This window comes from Aquimarina agarivorans, from assembly GCF_000218485.1.
Classification (GTDB): Bacteria; Bacteroidota; Bacteroidia; order Flavobacteriales; family Flavobacteriaceae; genus Aquimarina; species Aquimarina agarivorans.
Genome location: NZ_AFPB01000177.1, coordinates 71,386 through 94,841, shown reverse-complemented (window position 1 = coordinate 94,841; position 23,456 = coordinate 71,386). Strand labels below are relative to the sequence as shown.

Below are 23,456 nucleotides of genomic sequence, written 5' to 3'. Positions count from 1 at the left end.
TAGTAATAAAAAAGATATATATGTATCCCTAACCAAGGATTATCACTTAAAACAATTATCAAACAAAACCTCTTGTCTGAAAATTTGATATTAGAAACAAAACATCAAAATTATTTAATGTTGACTAATTTAGTTTGAATTAAAAAAGTTATACTCGCTTTTGTTATTTTTACTAATCGTAGAATTCAATCAAAAAATGATTTTAATCAAAGTATAAACCCATTTATTTAATAGTTTATCAAATGATCACAAATAATAATTAACCAAAATACAAAACTAGCTTTGCTATCTGAAAATATAGTTATACATTTGCACCCCTGTTTTATACAGGAAAATGGAATGTTTAATAATCAGTAAAATTAATTAGTGTGGACACATTAAGTTACAAAACAGTATCTGCCAACAAAGCAACCGCTAACAAAACGTGGTTATTGGTAGACGCTGAAGGACAAACTTTAGGTCGCCTGTCTTCAAAAGTAGCTAAGCTATTAAGAGGAAAACACAAGCCTTGTTTTACACCGCATGCTGACTGTGGAGATAACGTAATAGTTATTAATGCAGAAAAAATTCAGCTTACGGGTAACAAATGGAGTGAGAAATCTTACATCCGTCACACAGGGTATCCAGGTGGACAAAGAAGCTTAACGGCTCAAGAATTATTCGGCAAAGGACCTGAACGCCTTGTTGAAAAAGCAGTAAAAGGAATGTTACCTAAAAACAAATTAGGTGCTGAACTTTTCAGAAATTTAAAAGTGGTTAACGGTGCTAGTCATAAATATGAAGCGCAACAGCCTAAAACTATTAACTTAAACGAATTTAAGTAATGGAAGTTATTCACAAAATTGGTCGTAGAAAGACCTCTGTTGCCCGCGTATATTTATCTGAAGGATCAGGTAAAGTAACCGTAAATAAGAAAGATTTAAGTGATTACTTAACTACAGCAACACTACAGTACAAAGTAAAACAGCCTTTCATTTTAACTGAAAATGAAGATAAATACGATGTAAAAGTAAATGTATACGGTGGTGGTATCACTGGACAAGCTGAAGCGATCCGTTTGGCAATTTCAAGAGCGTTATGCGAAATTGATGCTGAACACAGATTAGTGCTTAAACCAGAAGGTTTATTAACTAGAGATCCTCGTATGGTTGAACGTAAAAAATTCGGTCAAAAGAAAGCTCGAAAAAAATTCCAATTCTCGAAACGTTAAACACTTGGTGTTTTTACTATTTCGATTGGAAGTATTAAAAAATTTAAAAACATGTTGTCGTTACTTGTTACACTCTTTCAAGAGAAAACAAGATTTGGTTTAGCATCTAAACATCAAAAATTTGGTGTTGCTAATTTAAAGTAAACGGAACGTAAACTATTACAAAAATGGCAAACAACATTGAAGTAAAAGAATTACTAGACGCAGGTGTTCATTTTGGACATTTGACTAGAAGATGGGATCCAAACATGGCACCATATATTTATATGGAGCGCAATGGGATTCACATTATAAATTTATACAAAACAGCCGCAAAAATTGACGAAGCTTCTGAAGCTTTAAAAAAAATTGCTGCTTCAGGTAGAAAAATCCTTTTTGTTGCTACAAAAAAGCAAGCAAAAGAAATAGTAGCTGAAAAAGCTGCCAAAGCTAACCAGCCGTACATTACTGAAAGATGGCCTGGTGGAATGCTTACTAACTTTGTTACTATCCGTAAAGCTATTAAAAAAATGGCTACTATTGATAGAATGAAGAAGGATGGCACATTTAACACACTTTCTAAAAAAGAACGCTTACAAGTTGACCGTTTACGTGCTAAGTTGGAAAAAAACTTAGGATCAATTGTTGATATGACACGTTTACCAGGTGCGCTTTTTATTGTTGACATAACAAGAGAGCACATTGCGGTAAAAGAAGCTCAAAAATTAAACATTCCAATTTTTGCAATGGTAGATACCAACTCTGACCCACGTCAGGTTGATTATATTATTCCTGCAAATGATGATGCTTCTAAATCTATTGACAAAGTAATGGGATACGTAAGTGATGCCATTATTGAAGGTTTGAGTGAGCGTAAAGCTGCTAAAGAAAATAAAGCTGCCGATGCAAAAGCTGCTGCTCCAGCACCCGCTGCTGAAGCACCATCAACAGAAGAAGCAAAAGCTGAATAATTCAGTCCAAAGACTGTTTTTACAAAATTGAAACTTTCATGTTTCAGGTTAACTTTAGGTTAACATTACTAAAATAAGTCGTTTAGAAGGTTTCGTCGAATTCACTAAACGACTTATTTGTTTAAATTTAAACTCATAATTTAAAATACAATAGTTATGTCTAAAATAAGTGCTGCTGATGTAGGTAAGTTAAGAAAAACTACCGGAGCAGGTATGATGGATTGTAAAAAAGCCTTAGTTGAAGCTGAAGGCGATTTTGATAAAGCAATTGACATTTTACGTAAAAAAGGGCAAAAAATCGCTGAAAAAAGAGCGGATAGAGATTCTAGCGAAGGAGCAGTGGTTTCTAAAATTAACGCTGAATCGACAAGAGGCGTTGTACTTTCTTTGAACTGCGAAACTGATTTCGTTGCAAAAAATGACACTTACGTAACTATGGCTAATAAAATGGCTGACGTTGCCTTAGCCCATGACACAAAAGAATCTTTTTTGGCTGCAGAATATGACACAGGTATAACAGTTCAGGAAAAACTAATTGAACAGACAGGTGTTATTGGTGAAAAAATTGAAATAGGTGGTTACGAAATATTAGAAGCTCCTTTTGTTGGATCATACATCCATGGAAATAAAATTGGTGCTTTAGTAGGTTTGTCCACTCCTATTGAAGGAGCTGCCGAATTAGCTAAAAGTATATCAATGCAAGTAGCATCTATGGGTGCAACTACTTTATCTTACAAAGATTTTGACCCTGAATACGTTGCCTCTGAAACTGAAGCTCGTATTGCTGCTATTGAAAAAGATAATATTGAACTAGGTCGTTTAGGGAAAACTCTTAAAAATGTACCTTTATTTATCTCTCGCTCTCAATTAAATGATGAAATTTTAGCTAAAGCTGAAGAAACTATTAAAGAGGAATTGAAAGCAGAAGGTAAGCCGGAAAAAATATGGGATCGTATTTTACCTGGTAAATTAGAGCGTTTTATTTCAGATAACACGACTTTAGATCACGAAAAATGTCTTTTAGATCAACGTTTTATTATGGATGAATCTAAAAATGTTGCTGAATATGTTTCTACAAAAGGAGATGTTGAAGTAGTAAGTTTTAAAAGAATATCTTTAGTATAGTCAATTTTAAATTGATTTTATTGACATAAAAAATCCACTCAACCTGAGTGGATTTTTTTATATCTGTCTGTCAGACTTCCAATTGAGATTATACCTTTTCTGGAGTTAAATTTCTCATTTAAAATAGTTCTTCTTTTTTCGCTTTACACCTTAAAACAAAACTCCACTGTAGCTAAGGCTACATTTTAAGATTTCTTTCTTTCAAAAATAAAAAAACTTAATTTTTATTTGATTAATTTAAAATCAGAACTGGTATTTTACAATATTCAGCCAAAAATTTAGCTTATAATATGGTTTTTATTTCTAGCATTCTCCACGTTAAAAAAACATACTAACTTTATTGTTTTGCCCCTTGGCCAACAACAAAATAGAAATTAATTTATCCGTACTGAATTCATGCCAGTAAACGTATTATTTCTTAACAAATTTCTTTACAATAACATTATTATTTATTGTTGTTGCTATTAAAATATATAATCCCGACTCCATTTGAGCGACATTGATTGCTTTTTGCATTTCCTCTTCTTTATCAAGCAATAGCATTAATCTGCCATCAATATTATATATCGAAATTTGATTCACACTTACTTCATTTATTTTTAGTAATGAAAAAGAATCACCAACGGGATTTGGATCTATAGCCAAATCGATGACTGGTATACGAGTAATTGCTTCCTCTTTTTCATTAACTGTTATTGAAATTGACTTTTCTGTTACTACCTCGTTTACATCTGTAGCTACAATTTTTAAAACGTATGTGCCCGACTCTAAATTATCCAGCAACGGATCAATCCCTTCTTCCGCTCCCCACTCAAAAGGTGTTGCAGTTAATTGACGTATTAATTGATCATTCAAATACAAATCAACACTGGATAGTCCATCAACATCAGTTACTTCAGTAGCTACTTGTAAATTGGTTTCAAAATCAAAAGTATCCCCATCCGTTAAATTCAAAAAAGTTATTGTAGTTACCTCATCTTCCACAGGCACTTCTTCTTCCACTGGTTCTTCTTCAACCGGATCCTCCACTATAGGGGTTTCAGCAATTTTCACCACAATAGAAATAGACTTTTCACTAGTGTACCCTAAGGCATCAAGGCTAACTACTTTTAACTCATAATTACCAGCTTGCATATTTTGAAGTGGAAGATCATTACGATCCGCACCTCCCCATAGGTATGGAAAATCATCTTTACCAAGTAACACATCATTTAAAAATAATGAAACGCTTTCAAGCCCATTATCATCTTGCACAGTTACCCCAACTTCCAAGCTTACTCCAAAATCAAATTCTTGTCCATCAGTTATGGTATCAAACACAATATTAGTTTCACTATCAACTATTACTGGCTCATTTACCACAATTGTTATAGCTTCCTCTGCAATATTTCCTCTGTTGTCAGTGGCCACTATTTTTAAGGTATATGATCCAGCTAGCATGTTATTTAGTAAAGGCGCTTCATTTTCAGAAGTTCCCCATTGATAAGGAAATTCATCTACACCTAACAAAAAGTCATTCAAAAACAATTCCGCCGTAGCAATTCCATCTGTATCTAAAATAGTTGCATCAACCTGAATATCGACTCCTTCATCAAACTCATCACCATCTGTTAAATTGGTGAAATTAATAACCGTTGTATTCGTAATATTACAATCGTCATTTTCGGGCGCGCCTGCATCAATCCAAGCTTGAATTACCGCCATTTCAAAATCATCAATTGCGCCACCCACGCGTTCATTCATGCTAAGGCCTTGTATAGTTTCGCCACAGCCATCATAATTTGAAGTATTTATAATATTAGCAAGTGTTTTACCTGATAATATTTGATTCCCACATTTATTACCCCCTGATAAAAAACCTTGATACGTTTTTAAGTTTAAGCCACCAGCACCAGTTTCATTATGACATCCAGTACAATTATTTGTGGCTAAAATTTCACCAACTTGATCCCAACCACCAGTATCGCAATCATCATCATTATTTGAGACATAACCACTTGGTGCAGCTTCACAAACTTGAACGAATGTATTTTTATTACCCTTTCCATCGCCATCAGCATCAAGATAGAAAGTCAATTTTCCTGGACCATCACATACATCACATTCATCGACAACACCCTCGCAGGCATCCAAATCAACATTAAACTTAATTTCTGCAATAGAAACACAGTCCCCTCCATGGTTACTTTTTATTGTAAATAACACCTTTTTTACAAAGCCAAATTTCGTTAAATCAGGGCCTTCAAACCCTTCGTATTCTGATGACTCATCAGCTTTAGGCCATTCAAAAGGATCTTCATTTACTTGCTTCCATATAGTACCGTCCTTAGAAATATCAATAAAAACTTCTTTTGCCCCTTGAGTACTTTCGCCGTTTCTATTTGCATTCCAAATATGGATGTTTTCTATCCCAATAGGTTCTTCAAATTCATAAAGTATCCAATAAGAATCTTCTCGATCAGGATTAGGATTAGTTGTCATTCTGCAGGATTTCCAACTTTCCTTCCAGTAATTACCGCCATCATTACAGTCTTGGGCGTTAAGCGCATTTGAAGCACCTAAGAAACATCCCCAAATCAGTAATAATGAATATATTATTTTTCTTCTCATCAATTATTTTTTTAATATTGAGTGTCGATTTCGACTGTACTGTAAATGATCAGGATAAAAAGCCAAGTGGTGATCCACCAGATCTATAGTCCCAGAAATTTCCAATATTTGGCAAAATGTATTCCAAGTCAGAAGAAGAAGCCCCAAACCAAAGTGCTAATTCAGCAAAATACTCATCAGCAGATGTCGTTGGAATTAACCTTCCTCCACCCGTATCTAAAGGATTACCAACATATAATTCCGGATATTGTCCAAAAATATTTTTCCCTTTAACACTGCCACCAACTACTAATGAGTTTCCACCCCAAGCGTGATCAGTACCATCTCCGTTAGGCACCAATTTTCGTCCAAAATCTGACATTGTATATAGAGTCACACCGTTTGCAACGCCAATTTCTTCCAACGCTTTATAAAAAGCGCCTACAGCTTCATCGACATCTCCCATTTTTGATCCATGACTTTCTAAATTATCAGCATGACTATCAAATCCTCTTTCTGACACAAAAAAAGTTTGATTACGAACACTTAAAATATCCCTAGCTGCAATAGTCCTTGCCACCATTTGTAAATTTCGTCCCAATCTACTATCTGGAAATTCAGTGGTTATTGTTGTTCCTTTTACCAATGCCGCATCAAATTCAAAAGAATTATTTTTGGATCCTGACACCACGTCTGAATAAGCTTGCTTTAAAATATTTTGGTGTTTTACCTCCAAAATATCGTCCAAAGAAGCTCTTTTTAATTTTTCGTAAAAATTATCATTAGTTGCCCCTTTTATAAGTGTACTTCCGTTTTGAGTATTTTTAATAGCATAGGATTGCACCCTATTTCCCCTTTGAAAAGTATTTGTACCGCTTAAAGAAATACTCATGGACAAATTTTGATTACTGTTGTTTTGTTGCAACACATCAGCCATTCTTCCGCCCCAACCTACACTTTGATTAATCTCTCTTGGCAATGATGTTTGCCAACGATCTGCCTGATGCGAATGCGAAAATAAGCCAATAGGCAACTTTATTTTTCTTTTAAAATTATCAAGATCAGTTGGTTCTTGCAACACCCCGCAATTGGCTACAAAAGCCGCATTTCCATTTTCAAAAAGGCGTTGGATATTTTTTAATTGAGGATGTAGTCCAAACTTTTTACCATCAGTATTATTAGGGTTAATACCCAATAAATCAGCTTTTGGTATAGCCATATTTGTTCTAGCATCTTGATACTCCTTGTAAGGATCGTTATCCGTAGGCACTAGCATATTAAAACTATCGTTACCTCCAGCCAAATATACACAAACCAGCGCCTTGTAATCCATCATACTTGTTTTAGCAAATAATGATCTATTTGCTGCTGCTGCAGAACCCATTAGACCTAAGTTAGTAACTCCTGATAATAATGTTGTAGCACCCAAATGAGCACAACCTAAACCTAGGCTTTCGATAAAAGTTCTTCTCGAATGTTTTTTTTGTGTCATAAATGTTATAATTGAATCATATAATCAGGAGATATCATAATGTAATAAATGCAGTCATGCACCGCATCTACATCTGAATACCTGCTAATGTTGGTTTCGTTTTCTGTAATAGTTGTTTTTATTATTTCTCTCAGTTCTGGTGTTAGTTGCCCTCGGCACAATAATATATCTAAACGATCCAAAAGCTCATCAATACCAGAAGAATTATAAAGAGCTATTTCCTCCGAAAAATCAAGTATTGGCTTATCGCGATTATTTGGTTTTATAAATTTAGCTGCTCCTGTATAATTATTAAACGGCCTAACCTTTAAGGCATGCTCTATAGTATTAATATACGTTATTGAAGTAACGGTATTTAAAATTTGAAATTCAGGCGAAACTAAATTTTTAGGTCCTACACTCATTTCTTCAGCATAATCAAATTGAAAGAAGTTAAAGACAGATGGAGAGTCATTAAATCCTTGTAAAAAAGCTCCAGAATATTCTCTTCCATCATCTAAATAAAATTTCCCTGATGGTGTACTTACTTTAAAAGCTTTAAAAAGTGATATAAATCGCTCAAGTGGTTGTACTAATTTCCCATTGGTTGGTGTGTTAATGTAAGCACACTCTCTTGCTTCAGGATCTAATAATACTGCTTTTGTAACTGCTTCCAAATCGCCTCGTACTCCTTTTCCATTATTATTAAACACACGTGCTACTCTGGCGACATAAGGTTTTGACGGATTTGATTTAACAAGATGCTGAATTAATCTAATAGCTATAAAAGGACCTACATTTGGATGATTGAATAAAAAGTCAAGTGCTTGGTTAATATCTTGCATTCCTGTTTGCCCTGCTGGAATTGTTTTTCCTATAAACTTTTTTTCACCCTCAGAATGAAACTCATCAAACATTTTCATTGGGGCTGCCCAGTTTCTAAAAGGGAAACTTATATTAAAATTATCATTATTAGCTCCTGACAATTTCTTTGAACATGACAACCCTGTAAATACCTTTGCTAGCTCTGCCACATCATCAATATCATATGTAGGAATTGGCTTCCCCACACCATCTAATTTTGGCGTTCCATCAATATTCAATTCATTCACCCCAATGGTAAAAAGTTGCATAATCTCCCTTGCATAATTTTCATCAGGTAATGCGCCGGTTCTAGGATTAAATTTTCTATTTGTAAAATGACTCAAATAAGTACCCATAGCCATGCTCATGGTTACATTAAAAAGCATATCTCTGAAATTACCAAAAGCACCTTCATACAATAGATCATAGTACACCGCTTTGCTCCGGGTTCTGTTAAAAGAATTTTGCATAACATTCACCACAAATATTTGACTCCATGCAAAAGCCATACGCTGCCTTAACAAGTCGTTTTGTTTGAATGTCATTTCGTAAAATGTAAAATCAGTTATATTTCCAAAAAAACGCTTATCCTCTTGCAATTCATCAACGTCATTAGCGATATCGACATAGCGTTCCGACATGGTGATGTATGGAATTTTAATTTGATCGTCAATCCATTCTTCTGGTGTTTTTTCTTGCACAGCCAAAACATCTTCATAAACAATACCAAGTGATGCTTGTGCCAAAAACCGAGCTGATTCTTTTAATGTTAGCTTATCCAAAATACCTGACACGGTATTTTCAGCATCATTTTCAGGAGATGCTTCGTCATTTCCTGAGCTTGAAATAATGATCCCTTTGTTGTGACCTGCGCCATAAAAATCGTCATATAATTGAGCGAATCCCGTAAGTCCTGTAAATAAGGTTATTAAAAATGTAATAAACAATCTCATTGCTGAATTCTATAAAATTATGCTTTAAATAACATGTGAAAACACCTTAAAATTGCGAAATAACTGTTAAATATTGTTAAAAAGAGTATAATCCCACATTTGGATATCACATTTATCAAAATAGCGGTTGAATCGATTGATTTACCAGAAAAACGACACAAAAAAACCGCCTACAAAATAGACGGTTATTATTGATTTATAATTATTTATATTAATAATTTATACTGTTAATTTATTTTTCAATTAGTTCAAAATCATCAACTATTACACCTGAATTGTTTATCCCTTTTACAATAACGTAAATGAATTCTTTTTTCCCGCTATGAAACTTTAGTTTACTATAGGTCATTTCTCCGTTTGAAACCACTTTTTTCCCTATTGGATAGTTATAAATTTCAACCATAACACCAGCGCCATTTTCTCCTCCAATTTTCCAACTTAACTCATAAGTTTTACTTGGTGTCACACTAATTTTTTGTATTACCGTGGCTTCATTTTCTAATTTTAATGCGTAGACATCTCCTTCATTTTCTTCAATATTTGCACTAATAGTAGCACCTTTGGTCCAGTACCAATTCGTTAATGTGGGATCGTTAAACGAACCATTTTTAAGTAAGCCCGAATCTTCTTGTGCTGCAATAGGCCTATACGTTCTTACGTAGTCCACCAAATAATCTCTGGATGAATCTGCCAATTCACGATCAGTTGCAACATTACCTGCATTTGATCTCCAATCATGATCCTCTAAATCAATTATCATGTATGAATCACGATCCATACCTAAGCCTTCTGGGTCATTTATCCCTTCTTTACGCAACTCATGAACGATTTTCCCATCGTAATAAAAATCAATCGTAAAAGGATCTTTCCAATATGCTCCAAATCGGTGCCAATCTTCGCGCCACGGTTTTTCATTAGGAAGCGTATGGTGGTGTTGTTTATTCAAATCCTCAATAATCGCGTTTCCTTCTTCCTCGCGTACAAATACATGGTAATTTGTTGATGGTCTAGCGGCAAACCATCTATGATCGTCTCGATCACTACCATAAATTTCTAATACATCAATTTCCCTTTTATCATCGGGACTTAGAAACCAAAAATTAGATGAAAGTACATGATTAGCCACTTTAGCTCTAACCTCAGAATAAATAGGATATTTTATTTGTTTTTTGGAAGTAATTACACCACAATTTACTTTATTGGTTCCTGACTTTCGGGAAGCCATTACCTTTAAATTTCCATTTTTTACATTCGTATTTTTTGCCTCCCAGTAGGTTAATCCAGGACCTGTCCATGCATTAAAGTAAGTATCTTTCCATTTTTTTTTAAATTGCGCCCCCTTACCTGAATAATTAAATTCATCCGAATGCGTGGGCACAACTTCCCAATCCAAAGTCACTGGAGGATTCCCTACCGAGTTGGGCAATACGCAATTTCCATTTTTATAGGCCCCTGTTATAGGCGACGCAGCTCCACTTCGGGTTGTTTCATAGGTTTTTCCAATATCTTTACCCTTGGACTTGTTGACCTGCGCCAACACGCAACTTGTTAATAAAGACAAACATCCAAAAATTGATAATACTTTTTTATTCATAATTTATATGTTTAAACCACTCTATACGAATTACGAATAGAGCCCATAACTCACTTTACATTGCTGAATAATTACCTTTAACTCCATTCAAAAATTACTTTAATTTTCAAAAATTTACTAAAAGAATAATTATTTGATTTTTTTTAGTTTAAATGAATCAATTAAAATATTTGTTTTACTTATATTTTCAGCTGTAACGTAAATTACTTTATTATTCTCAGAATTAAACGAAAGGGTTTCATACGTCCACCCTTCGTTAGATTCTACCTTTTCTTCATCAATAGTATAAACCCCAACTAAAGCTTTTCCTCCTGCTCCTTTTACCTTGTATGAAAGTTTATATAATGTATTTTTTTCAACTTCAACTTCTTGAATAATTTTAGCCCCTGTGCCAGCTAAATTGACTGAAAAAACTTCACCTCCATTATCATTCAAATCAGCACTTATTTTCACTTTTTTATTCCAATACCATTGGTTTAAATCGGGTTCATCAAAAGAACCATTTTGAATCAAACCGCCTTGTGATCTAAAACTACGAGTTGGTCTGTAAGTTCTAACATAATCTACTAAATATTTATTTTTAGCAGGATTGCTTAACTCCTCATCCGTTGGAAAAAAACCTTGATTTGATCGCCAATCATGGTCTTCGAGATCTATAATCAAAAATGAATCTCTATCCATTCCTAAACCCTCAGGGTCATTTACTTTTTCCTTTCTCAATTTTCGTACCACTTTTCCATCATAATAAAAATCGACGGTAAAAGGATCTATCCAATGAGCTCCAAAACGATGCCAACCTTCGCGATAAGGCTCATCATTTGGTAACGTATGATGGTTTTGATCATTCAAATCTTCAAGAATATGATTTCCATTATCTCTTACAAAAACATGATAATTAGTCGAAGGTCGAGCGGCAAACCATTTATGATCCTCTCTATCACTACCATAAATCTCTAATACATCAATTTCTCTTTTATCATCAGGACTTAAAAACCAAAAATTAGAAGACAATACTTGATTCGCAACTTTAGCTTTTACTTCTGAATAAATAGGGTATTTAATTTGCTTTTTAGAAGAAATTACTCCGCAATACACTTTATCTGTATCTGTTTTTCTTGAAGCCTTTAGCTCCAAATTACCTCCTATAACATTCGTATTTTGAGGATTCCATTCTGTTAAACCAGGACCCAACCATTCATTAAAATAAGTATCATTCCATTTTTTATAAAACTCAGCATTCTTACCCGTGTAATTAAACTCATCAGTCAAATCATCTATTACCTCCCATGTTCCTTTAAAAGGCGGCACCCCTAAATATGAAGTGATCTTAAAACCTCCTTTAGTAAAATCATTAGTAATTGGAGAGCCTCCAACAATTAATAAACTTACACTTGCTTTTGTTTTACTTTCTGTTTTTTTCTTTTTTCCATCTTCAGTATTGGCATAACTAAAGTTGAAAACAAAAAAAGATCCCCAAATTGCTAATACACTTTTCTTTACAAATGATCTCATTAAACTCTTTTTTGTCTTTTTTATAGAAAATTAAACTTAAAATTTCATTTTATCAAAACTGTCTCCCTATTAAGGTAAAACTTTTGCACTTAACAAAAATACATTTTTGTGTAGGCCAATTTAATGTATCCGACTTATCAATGATATACCTTAAATAAAGAAGCAAATATAATATTTAACAAAGCACTAAATAAACACAAAACACAAAAAAACACTCTAACGATATTGGACCCAAAAAGGCTTTCCAAAAAATTAAAAATTAGACCCAAAAATTCACCCATATCAAATAGAGAATATGTTTATATTTGTACAACCTTTCTAAAATACAGCATGAAATATAAAAGAATACTACTAAAACTTTCGGGTGAAGCGCTAATGGGAAATTTACAATACGGTATTGATCCCGCCCGATTGGCAGAATACGCTAAACAAGTCAAAGAAATTACTGATAAAGGTGTTCAAGTTGCCATAGTAATTGGTGGTGGTAATATTTTTAGAGGTGTTGCTGGTGCTAGCAAAGGCATGGATCGCGTACAAGGTGATCATATGGGAATGCTTGCTACCGTTATTAATGGGCTTGCTTTACAAGGTGCTTTGGAAGACGAAGGCGTTGATACCCGTCTACAATCAGCTATTGAAATAAATGAAGTAGCCGAACCTTTTATAAGACGAAGAGCCATGCGTCACCTTGAAAAAGGACGTGTAGTAATTTTTGGTGGAGGCACAGGTAATCCTTACTTTACAACAGATTCAGCTGCCGTTTTACGCGCTATTGAAATTAAAGCTGATGTCATACTAAAAGGCACCCGTGTAGATGGTATTTATACCGCTGATCCTGAAAAAGATAAATCAGCTACCAAATATGATACTATTAGTTTTGAAGAGGTGCTAAAAAAAGGACTGAAAGTAATGGATACCACTGCTTTTACTTTAAGTCAGGAAAATGAATTGCCAATTATTGTATTTGACATGAATACAAAAGGAAATTTATTAAAATTAATTTCTGGAGAAAATGTTGGAACTACAGTAAACGTATAATCGTAAAAACAAATGACATTTGTGATTTGACTTATTCAACTCAATCACAAATAAAACATATAATAATCTGATTGTAAAATGACTGAAGAAATAAATTTTATATTAGACAGTACCAAAGAATCCATGGGCAATGCATTAAAGCATTTGGAAAAACAGTTTTCAAATATTAGAGCCGGAAAGGCATCCCCTGCCATGCTAGGTAGTGTAACTGTAGATTATTACGGATCGCAAACCCCTTTATCACAAGTAGGAAACGTAAATACGCCTGATGCGCGAACTATCACCATTCAGCCTTATGAAAAATCAATGATTCAAGAAATTGAAAAAGGAATCATGATGGCTAATTTGGGATTTAACCCCATGAATAATGGCGAAAGTGTTATCATTAGCGTTCCTCCCCTTACGGAAGAAAGAAGGCGCGAATTAGTAAAGCAAGCAAAAGCGGAAGCGGAAGATGCTAAAGTCGGCGTTCGAAATGATCGAAAAAGTGCGAACAACGAAATAAAAAAATTGGAAAAAGACGGCCTCTCCGAAGATGTTGCTAAAAATGCTGAAGTAGATGTTCAGGAGCTTACTAATAGTCATATCAGTAAAATTGACGATTTACTTTCCTTAAAGGAAAAAGAAATAATGACGGTTTAATTCCCCGTAATCATTATCAAAAAAGCAACGGACTAATCCGTTGCTTTTTTATATTATTTTAAATACCCCAAAAAAATTAAATGAGTGCTTTAAAAAAAAACATAAATTATTTTTGGAATGGTCTTGCTAAAGCCATTTTAAATAACCGAATTATTGTGGCACTCATCATTATTTTTGCCACTATTGGATTAATAAGTCAATGGGGAAATATTCAATTTTCGTTTACCGAAACAAATTTATTACCCGATGACCATCCAGTAAATATTGAATACAATAAATTCTTTGAAAAATTTGGCGAAGAAGGTGTGGTTATTGTAATGGCAGTGAAAGATTCCACCATTTTTGAAAAAAATAAATTCAATAGCTGGGTAAAACTTAACGAAAAACTACAAACGTATGATGAAGTTGATTTTGTTGTTTCCTTTTCGGAAATTAAAGAACTTACAAAAACGGAAGATCCCAAATCATTTACATTAACGCCCGTTTCAAATACTAAGGTTTTTACCGAAGCCGACATTGCCAAATACAGACAAAAACTTTTTAATGAGCTGCCTTTTTACGAAGGTTTAATTTACAGCAGCTCAAAAAAAAACCATACAATCTGCGCTATACATCAAACAAGATATTGTAAATACCAGAACACGAAGAGATTTTATACTAAAAAAACTTAATCCTGTATTAGAGCAATTTGAAAAAGATAATAATATTGATTTGAAAATTTCTGGTATGCCCTACATACGTACCATGAATTCTCAGAATATTTTTGAAGAAATGAAGCTATTCTTGGGAGCCGCATTACTAGTCACCTCCCTACTCTTCTTTTTCTTTTTTAGATCCGCAAGAGCCACTTTAATTTCCGTTATTACTGTAGTTATTGGTGTAATTTGGGCTTTTGGTTTTATTGGGCTATTTCACTTTCAAATTACCGTGTTAACCGCTATTATTCCTCCTTTAGTCATTGTCATTGGAATTCCAAATTGTATTTTTTAATTAATAAATACCAACAAGAAATTAAAAAAGAGGTCAATAAAAACGAAGCTTTAATTCAAATGATTAGTAAAGTGGGCTATGCCACTTTAATGACTAATGTTACTACAGCCGCTGGTTTTGCTACATTCATATTAACCTCTAGCGAGTTACTGGTTCAATTTGGAATGGTATCCTCTATTTGCATATTGGGGCTATTCATTTTATGCATTTTAGTAATTCCATTATTATATAGTATTATGTCGTTGCCAAATGACCGCCATTTAAAACACTTGGAAAAACGCTGGGTAGATGGTTTTGTCAATTGGATGGTAAACATTGTCACTTACAAAAGAAAGTATGTCTATCTCACTACACTCGTCATACTCATATTAAGCATTGTGGGCATGAATAAAATCAAAGTTTCAGGCAGTTTGTTGGAGGAAATGTCTCAAGAGCTTCAATTTTTTCATGATATCAAATTTTTTGAAAATGAATTTGATGGAATTATGCCACTAGAAATTCTTATCAACACAAAAAAACCTAAGGGCGTACTTAAATTAAGTACACTAAAACGTATTGAAAAACTAAATACTGAAATTGAAAAATTCCCAGAATTATCACCTACTAAATCCGTTGTTAATATTGTAAAATTTGCAAAACAAGCTTTTTACAACGGCGACCCCAAGTTTTACTCTTTACCGACAAGGCAAGAACGAAATTTTATGCTCCCCTACGCTAAATCGCTTGAAGAAAACAAGAGTATGCTTTCCTCCTATGTTGATTCAACTGGTCAATATGCGCGTGTTTCTACTTACATGAAGGACGTAGGCACCGAAAAGATGGAAGAAATTGAAGCTACCTTGCACCCTGTAATTGAAAAAATTTTCCCAAAGGATCATTACAACGTATCTTTTACTGGCAGGGCACTCATTTTTCAAAAAGGAACTGGTTATTTGGTAAATAATTTAGTACAATCGCTTTTAATAGCTATTGTACTAATTATTTTAATTATGGGCTACATGTTTGGATCCGTTCGTATGATTTTAATCTCACTTATCCCAAACTTATTACCATTACTCATTACGGGTGGACTTATGGGTTATTTTGGAGTACCCATAAAACCGTCAACTATATTAGTTTTTAGTATTGCATTTGGTATTTCAGTGGACGATACGATTCACTTTTTAGCCAAATACCGACAGGAATTACTCACTTCAAACCGAAATGCAACTGCAGCTACCTTTTCCGCCATACGCGAAACTGGCGTAAGTATGTTTTACACCTCTACCGTTTTATTTTTCGGCTTTGCCGTATTTTTAATTTCGAGTTTTGGTGGCACAAAGGCTTTAGGCGGACTCATTTCAGCTACCTTACTATTTGCAATGCTTTGTAATTTAGTATTATTACCAGCATTACTTTTGGGTTTAAATAGCAAAAAAACTAATACTAAAATTTAACATGACATTGTATTTTTTTTAGCGATTAATTATAAGCTTTAAATAGCAACTTGTAACTAAGTTTACGCAACTAATAATGCCATACGATAACTAAAAAAAATTAGGCATTATATTATAAATATTGCACACCTATACTTATATAATTCATTATTTACTTAAGGTTACCTCAGGTAATCTATGTATTTTTATTTAAATATTCCAATTGGTAATTCAAATTTGGAAATACTCTTTTTTAGATTACTAGCAAATTAATTATGAAGCATTTAAAAATAACAGCTGTTTTAAAAGAAGAAAAACTTTTGCAAGAAATATGCGTAAACGGATGGGTTCGTTCATTCAGAAATAATCGCTTTATTGCTCTTAATGATGGTTCAACACTAAATAATTTACAATGTGTTATTGAAGATAACACAATTGATACTGAAATTAGCAACCGAATTCACACTGGCGCATCACTAACAATAAAAGGAGTACTTAAAGAGAGTGAAGGCAGAGGGCAACGTGTTGAATTAATTGCCACCACTATAGATATTGAAGGTGACGCCAACCCCGAAGAGGTAAAAACAACCATACTATCTCCTAAAAAACATAGTCTGGAACTTTTACGGGAACAAGCGCATTTACGCATTCGTACCAATACTTTTGGTGCCATTATGCGTGTACGATCCAAACTTTCATTTGCGGTACATCAATATTTTCAGGAACGTGACTTTTTTTACGTACACACTCCAATAATTACATCTAGTGATGCTGAGGGTGCTGGAGAAACTTTTAAAGTAACCCATTTAAATTTGGACGATTTGCCTGTTGGCGAAGATGGAGCTACAGATTACAAAAAGGATTTTTTTGGCAAAGAAACCAACCTTACGGTTTCCGGTCAGTTAGAAGGGGAAACCTACGCTATGGGACTTGGTAATATTTACACATTTGGACCTACGTTTAGAGCCGAAAATTCAAATACTTCCAGGCATTTGGCTGAATTTTGGATGATTGAACCCGAAATGGCATTCTGTAATTTAGATCAAAATATGGATGTTGCCGAAGAATTCATAAAGTATGTAATTAAATACGTGTTGGACAACTGCGGTGATGATTTAGCTTTTCTGGAAAAACGTTTACTGGATGAAGAAAAACAAAAACCTTTGGAACAACGAAGTGAAATGCCCCTTCGCGAAAAGCTTAAATTTATTTTAAACAATAATTTTAAACGAGTAAGTTATAGTGAGGCTATAGAAATACTTAAAGATTCCAAACCAAATAAAAAGAAAAAGTTCAAGTTCCCTGTAAATGAATGGGGGGTTGATTTACAAAGTGAACATGAACGCTATTTGGTTGAAAAACACTTTAAATGCCCAGTCATCTTATTTAATTATCCTGCAAAAATTAAAGCGTTTTATATGCGTTTGAATGAAGATGGGAATACCGTAAGAGCTATGGATATTCTTTTCCCAGGCATTGGTGAAATTGTTGGCGGTTCGCAGCGAGAAGAACGCCTAGATGTTTTGAAAGAAAAAATGGATGAACTGGGTGTAAGTCAAGAAGAGTTGTACTGGTATTTAGATACCCGACGCTATGGTAGCTGTACCCACAGTGGTTTTGGGTTAGGGTTTGAACGTTTGGTTCTTTTTGTAACTGGAATGACTAATGTACGTGATGTAATTCCTTATCCGAGAACACCAATGAATGCAGAATTTTAATTTAGCACTTATCCTATTGAAGTAAATGAAAAAAATCGCTGTTTTTTGTGGCTCAAGTGAAGGCTCAGACACTATTTTTATGGAGCAAGCTAGTTTGCTGGGTCAAACTTTAGCATTAAAAGGAATTGGTCTAGTTTACGGAGGTGCAAATATTGGCCTTATGGGTGCAGTTGCCGATGGAGCATTATCTCAAAAAGGTAACGTAACTGGAGTACTACCCTATTTTCTAAAATCAAAAGAAATTGCTCACCAACACCTTAATCAGCTTATTTTAGTTGATAACATGCACGAAAGAAAAGCCAAAATGGCTACCTTGTCCGATGGTATAATTACGTTGCCTGGTGGTTTTGGAACTATGGAAGAATTATTTGAAATGCTCACTTGGGCGTCTCTTGGTCTTCATAACAAACCGATTGGTATATTAAACAGTAATGACTTTTACGACTCATTGATTAGTTTAATGAATACTATGGTTGACAAAAAGTTTTTAAAAGCCGAAATAATATCATAATTAGTAATTCAGTGGATGAGTTACTTCACAATATGCAGAAATTAAATAGTATTTATTCATAAATTTAAAACTAATTATTAAAAAAGCAAGGTCGCTATTTTTTATAAGTAAATAAAAAATTATCTTTAAAACATATATAAATTATTAGTAAGAAATCAATTTAAATGTTAAAGCAACAGTTCAATTTAAAATTATCACAAAAGCTTTCGCCACAACAAATTCAGTTAATGAAACTGATACAATTACCCACACAAGCTTTTGAACAACGCTTAAAACAAGAAATTGAAGAGAATCCAGCACTAGACACTGGTAAAGAAAAAACTGAAAATCCTGACGATGAATTTTCAAATGAAAATCAAGAGGAGGAATATGCTAATGATGATACCAATGATATTGAAATTAATATCGACGAGTATTTAAGTGATGATGAAATTCCGAATTACCGTTTACAAGCCAATAATTATAGCGCTGATGATGATGACAAATCTGTACCGTATGCAAGTGGCACCTCGTTTAATCAGCATTTAAAGTCACAACTAAATACGTACCGCTTAAGCGAAAATGACTATCAAATTGCCGTATTTTTAATTGGCAGTATAGATGAAAGTGGCTATATCCGTCGTTCATTAGATGATATTGCTGATGATTTAGCATTTACGCAAAACATCTACACCGATAAAACTCAGGTTGAAAAAGTATTAATGCTAGTCCACCAACTAGATCCTGCAGGAGTGGGTGCCCGAAATTTACAGGAGTGTTTACACATTCAGTTGCAGCGTAAAGGGTTGAATCCAACTATGGTTTTAGCGCAGCGGATTATTGAACATTCTTTTGAGCATTTTACCAAAAAACATTATAAAAAGTTACTTTCAAAATACAGCGTTTCCGAAGAACAACTTAAGGATGCTATTGAAGAAATTGAGCATCTAAACCCCAAACCAGGCGGTAGTTTTGCTGGGAACACCAGAATTGTGGAGCATGTAGTACCTGATTTCACCATTCGAATTGTTGAAGGTGAATTAGAACTTAGTTTAAACGGAAGAAATGCTCCTGAACTTCATGTTTCTGGTGCGTATAATGATATGCTTCGTGGGTATAAGGAAACTAAAAAGAAAACAAAATCACAAAAAGATGCTGTTCAGTTTATAAAGCAAAAGTTAGATGCCGCAAAATGGTTTATTGAAGCAGTAAAACAGCGTCAACAAACACTTATGATTACCATGAGTGCCATTATGCACTATCAAAAAGATTATTTTTTATCTGGCGATGAACGTCATTTGAAACCTATGATTTTAAAAGATATTGCCGATGAAATTGAAATGGATGTCAGTACTATTTCGCGCGTTGCAAACAGTAAATATGTTGACACACCTTATGGCACAAAATTGATTAAAGAATTCTTTTCTGAGTCCATGACTAACGATCAAGGAGAAGAAGTTTCCACAAGAGAAATCAAAAAAATTCTAGAAATTACAATAGAAAACGAAGACAAAAGAAAACCTTTAACAGACGAAAAATTAGCCGCGATTTTGAAAGAAAAAGGGTATCCTATTGCACGAAGAACCGTTGCCAAATACCGAGAACAGTTGGACATGCCAGTGGCCCGTTTAAGAAAAAAGATATAGTTTTCAAACACCTAGCTTTTTGTTGTTTTATTGTAGCGGCTATTGATTAAAGTAACTAGTTTTGTTGGTACTATTTTACTAAGCCTATAATGAATACTATTACTTATATGGATTCACCGAATTAAAACGCGCCTTCAGAAATTCTACATCAGCATAAAAAGAACCGTAACACATGTTATGCTTATTTTTTCTGATTTGTATAATTCCTAAACCCATCATTTTTCTTTAAAGTAAATTCAAACAGGAAATGATATAATTAAAGAAGCTTCTTCCTTGTGCTAATAAAAAAAAGCCGAAACTATGAATATATAGTTTCGGCTTTTTTGCTATTTAATATAAAGTAAGTAATTTACTACTTCAACTTCTTTTTTACTGCTACCTCTTGGAAGGCTTCGATAATATCACCTTCTTTAATATCATTATAGTTTTTAATTTGCATACCACAATCATATCCTTTTGCAACTTCTTTAACATCATCTTTAAAACGTTTCAAAGCAGCCAACTCTCCAGTGTAGATCACTACACTTTCTCGTATTAAGCGGATTTGATTATTTCTAAAGATTTTACCTGTAAGCACCATACAACCAGCAATAGTTCCAATTTTTGAAATCTTAAATGTCTGGCGGATTTCTGCAGTTCCCGTAATTTCTTCCTTCATTTCTGGCGAAAGCATTCCTTCCATAGCATCTTTCAAGTCATTGATTGCATCATAAATGATTGAGTACATTCTGATATCAATTTCTTCCTTATCTGCTACCATCCTGGCATTACCAGCAGGCCTCACATTAAATCCAATAATAATGGCATCAGATGCTGAAGCTAGTAATACATCACTTTCCGTAATTGCTCCAACCGCTTTATGTATGATATTTACATGAATTTCATCAGTAGATAATTTTTGGAACGAATCAGTTAATGCCTCAACAGATCCATCAACATCACCTTTAAGAATAATATTAAGCTCCTTAAAGTCCCCTAATGCTATACGACGTCCGATTTCATCTAGTGTAATATGACGTTGTGTACGTACAGATTGTTCACGGTGTAATTGCGCTCTTTTGGATGCTATATCTTTTGCTTCTCTTTCATCATCCATTACATTAAACTTGTCACCTGCTTGCGGTGCACCATCTAATCCTAACACAGATACTGGGGTTGAAGGACCTGCTTGCTCTACACGATTGCCGCGTTCATCCTGCATTGCCTTAACTTTACCGCTATTTTTACCTGCCAGGATATAATCTCCAACTTTTAACGTTCCCGACTGTACTAATACTGTAGATACATATCCGCGTCCTTTATCCAAAAAGGCCTCTACAACGGTACCCGTAGCTGTCCTATCAGGATTAGCTTTCAACTCTAATAATTCAGCTTCAAGTAATACTTTTTCTAACAATTCATTAACACCTAAACCTGTTTTAGCTGAAATATCATGAGACTGTATTTTACCTCCCCATTCTTCAACCAATAAATTCATGGCTGCTAGCTTTGTTTTAATATTATCTGGATTTGCAGTTTCCTTATCTACCTTATTAATTGCAAAAATAATTGGAACACCAGCCGCTTGTGCGTGGCTAATCGCTTCCTTGGTTTGTGGCATGATATCATCATCCGCCGCAATCACAATAATTGCAATATCCGTAACTTGCGCTCCACGTGCACGCATTGCCGTAAAGGCTTCGTGACCAGGAGTATCTAAAAAGGCTATTTTTTGACCACTTTCTAATTGCACGCCATAGGCTCCAATGTGTTGGGTAATACCTCCACTTTCACCTGCAATTACATTTTCCTTTCGGATGTAATCCAAAAGCGATGTTTTACCGTGATCCACATGTCCCATCACTGTAACTATTGGCGCTCTTTCCGTTAAATCTTCAGGTGCATCTACAACCTCTTCAATTGCTTGCTCAATATCAGCTGTTACAAAGTCAACTGTATATCCAAATTCATCCGCAACAATAGTTAAAGTTTCTGCATCTAAACGCTGATTCATCGTAACCATCATACCAAGGGACATACAGGCCGAAATAATTTGAGTAACACTCACATCCATCATGGTAGCCACCTCACTTGCAGTAACAAACTCAGTAACCTTAATTACTTTACTTTCAGCTGCTTGAGCCGCCTGATCTTCTTCAGTTTTTTGACGGTGTTGGTCACGCTTATCTCTACGATATTTGGCACCTTTACCTTTACCTGATTTCCCCTGAAGTTTTTCAAGAGTTTCACGCACTTGTTTTTGCACTTCTTCCTCGGTAGGCTCTGCTTTTACAATTGGAGCACGTTTCCCTCGGGGTTGAAATTTACCTCTGTTATTTCCTCGGTTTCCACCGCCACCTTGGTTTTGGTTTGGACCTTTACTTATCCGTTTACGTTTACGCTTGTTAGCATCATTTGATGCATTTTTATCATCCTTCTTCTTTTCAGGCTTTTTAAATTGAGATAAATCAATTTTTTGACCAGTAAAGTTAGGCCCATCAAGTTTTTTATACTGTGTTTTTACCTTTTCTGACGGAGCATCACCCACCTCAGCGTGCTTAGGTGCTTTTGCTGCTGGTGGAGTTTGTTTAGCAACAGGCGCTGCTTTTGCTTTAACCTCATCAATTTTATTTACCTTTGGCTTTGATGACTTTTCATTAGCTATTGGTGCCTGTCCTGTTATTTTTATCCCTTGTTTTTTAGGTCGATTCGAAACAACCTCAGGAGTATCTGGTGCTTTTTTTGCAGGCTCTTTTGGAGGAGTAGCTGGCACCTCTTCTTTTTTTACAACAGGAGCTGCCTCTTCTTTTGGCGCAACAGGTTCGGGCTTTGAACTTGTGTTTGCTGGCACTTCCTGTTTCGGCTTATTTAACTCAATTTTACCTACTTGCTTAGGTCCATCAAGTTTCGCTTTAGCTTTAACAACCTCGTTGGATTGCGCTTTTTTACGCCTTTCCTCCTGCTCCGTTTCAATTTGAATACGGATTGCCTCTTTTTCCTTACGCTTTTCCTCTCCCTTTTCCTTAGAGGCCACCTTTTTTGATTTATCCCCCTGAAATTCATCAGTAAGTAACTGATAAATTTCCGCAGAAATTTTGGTAGTAGGTCGCGCTTCAATTTCGTGACCTTTTGTACTTAAAAAGTCCACAGCCCTGTCTAACGAAATATTAAATTCGCGCAAAACCTTGTTTAATCTCATGTTGTTAACTCCAGCCATAAATGCCTATTCTATTCTGTATCTAATGTACTACTATTATAAGGTATTTTTTG

15 protein-coding genes and 1 pseudogene are annotated in these 23,456 nt (G+C 34.5%); 10 read left to right on the top strand and 6 right to left on the bottom strand.

Annotated elements, in window-relative coordinates; all coding sequences use genetic code 11:
• Positions 1–368 precede the first annotated feature (368 nt).
• The 4 genes from rplM to tsf all read left to right on the top strand — a co-directional run bounded on the left by rplM (position 369) and on the right by tsf (position 3,285).
• The gene (rplM, locus tag GMC_RS0116845) at positions 369–824 is read left to right on the top strand and encodes a 50S ribosomal protein L13 (RefSeq protein ID WP_010523258.1); all 456 of its coding nucleotides are present in this window, start codon (positions 369–371) and stop codon (positions 822–824) included.
• Positions 824–1,210: a 30S ribosomal protein S9 gene (gene rpsI / locus GMC_RS0116840; protein ID WP_010177124.1), complete on the top strand. Its 387-nt coding sequence runs from the start codon at positions 824–826 to the stop codon at positions 1,208–1,210. Before rplM ends, rpsI begins: the two co-directional genes overlap by 1 nt.
• 167 nt (positions 1,211–1,377) lie before the next feature.
• Positions 1,378–2,160: a 30S ribosomal protein S2 gene (rpsB, locus tag GMC_RS0116835; protein ID WP_010523257.1), complete on the top strand. Its 783-nt coding sequence runs from the start codon at positions 1,378–1,380 to the stop codon at positions 2,158–2,160.
• A 156-nt stretch (positions 2,161–2,316) separates the two neighbouring features.
• A complete protein-coding gene (tsf, locus tag GMC_RS0116830; protein WP_010523256.1) occupies positions 2,317–3,285 on the top strand; it encodes a translation elongation factor Ts in 969 nt (322 codons plus the stop codon).
• A gap of 411 nt (positions 3,286–3,696) precedes the next feature.
• Here tsf and GMC_RS0116825 read toward each other — a convergent pair whose 3' ends face one another.
• The 5 genes from GMC_RS0116825 to GMC_RS0116805 all read right to left on the bottom strand — a co-directional run bounded on the left by GMC_RS0116825 (position 3,697) and on the right by GMC_RS0116805 (position 12,268).
• Positions 3,697–5,895 (bottom strand): Ig-like domain-containing protein, encoded by a 2,199-nt coding sequence (locus GMC_RS0116825; RefSeq protein WP_010523255.1) that lies wholly within the window; start codon positions 5,893–5,895, stop codon positions 3,697–3,699.
• A 49-nt stretch (positions 5,896–5,944) separates the two neighbouring features.
• Positions 5,945–7,366 (bottom strand): DUF1501 domain-containing protein, encoded by a 1,422-nt coding sequence (locus GMC_RS0116820; RefSeq protein ID WP_010523254.1) that lies wholly within the window; start codon positions 7,364–7,366, stop codon positions 5,945–5,947.
• A 5-nt stretch (positions 7,367–7,371) separates the two neighbouring features.
• Entirely contained in the window at positions 7,372–9,162 is a 1,791-nt protein-coding gene (locus GMC_RS20215) for a DUF1800 domain-containing protein (protein WP_010523253.1), read from the bottom strand.
• A 232-nt stretch (positions 9,163–9,394) separates the two neighbouring features.
• Positions 9,395–10,756 (bottom strand): beta-agarase, encoded by a 1,362-nt coding sequence (locus GMC_RS0116810; protein ID WP_010523252.1) that lies wholly within the window; start codon positions 10,754–10,756, stop codon positions 9,395–9,397.
• A gap of 129 nt (positions 10,757–10,885) precedes the next feature.
• A complete protein-coding gene (locus GMC_RS0116805) occupies positions 10,886–12,268 on the bottom strand; it encodes a family 16 glycosylhydrolase (RefSeq protein ID WP_010523251.1) in 1,383 nt (460 codons plus the stop codon).
• Between the two features lie 330 nt (positions 12,269–12,598).
• Between GMC_RS0116805 and pyrH the strand changes: the two genes are divergently transcribed.
• The 6 genes and pseudogenes from pyrH to rpoN all read left to right on the top strand — a co-directional run bounded on the left by pyrH (position 12,599) and on the right by rpoN (position 20,207).
• Complete coding sequence (gene pyrH / locus GMC_RS0116800; RefSeq protein ID WP_010523250.1) at positions 12,599–13,306, top strand: UMP kinase; 708 nt, start codon at positions 12,599–12,601, stop codon at positions 13,304–13,306.
• Between the two features lie 78 nt (positions 13,307–13,384).
• A complete protein-coding gene (gene frr, locus GMC_RS0116795) occupies positions 13,385–13,948 on the top strand; it encodes a ribosome recycling factor (RefSeq protein WP_010523249.1) in 564 nt (187 codons plus the stop codon).
• Positions 13,949–14,028: 80 nt separating this feature from the next.
• Positions 14,029–16,374, top strand: a pseudogene (locus tag GMC_RS23265) (efflux RND transporter permease subunit).
• A gap of 254 nt (positions 16,375–16,628) precedes the next feature.
• Positions 16,629–18,071: an asparagine--tRNA ligase gene (gene asnS, locus GMC_RS0116785; RefSeq protein WP_010523248.1), complete on the top strand. Its 1,443-nt coding sequence runs from the start codon at positions 16,629–16,631 to the stop codon at positions 18,069–18,071.
• Between the two features lie 25 nt (positions 18,072–18,096).
• Positions 18,097–18,582 (top strand): LOG family protein, encoded by a 486-nt coding sequence (locus GMC_RS20205; RefSeq protein WP_010523247.1) that lies wholly within the window; start codon positions 18,097–18,099, stop codon positions 18,580–18,582.
• Between the two features lie 164 nt (positions 18,583–18,746).
• The gene (gene rpoN / locus GMC_RS0116775; protein ID WP_010523246.1) at positions 18,747–20,207 is read left to right on the top strand and encodes an RNA polymerase factor sigma-54; all 1,461 of its coding nucleotides are present in this window, start codon (positions 18,747–18,749) and stop codon (positions 20,205–20,207) included.
• A gap of 352 nt (positions 20,208–20,559) precedes the next feature.
• On the opposite strand, the gene infB is transcribed toward rpoN, so the two are convergent.
• Complete coding sequence (gene infB, locus GMC_RS0116770) at positions 20,560–23,403, bottom strand: translation initiation factor IF-2 (protein WP_010523245.1); 2,844 nt, start codon at positions 23,401–23,403, stop codon at positions 20,560–20,562.
• Between the last annotated feature and the right edge of the window lie 53 nt (positions 23,404–23,456).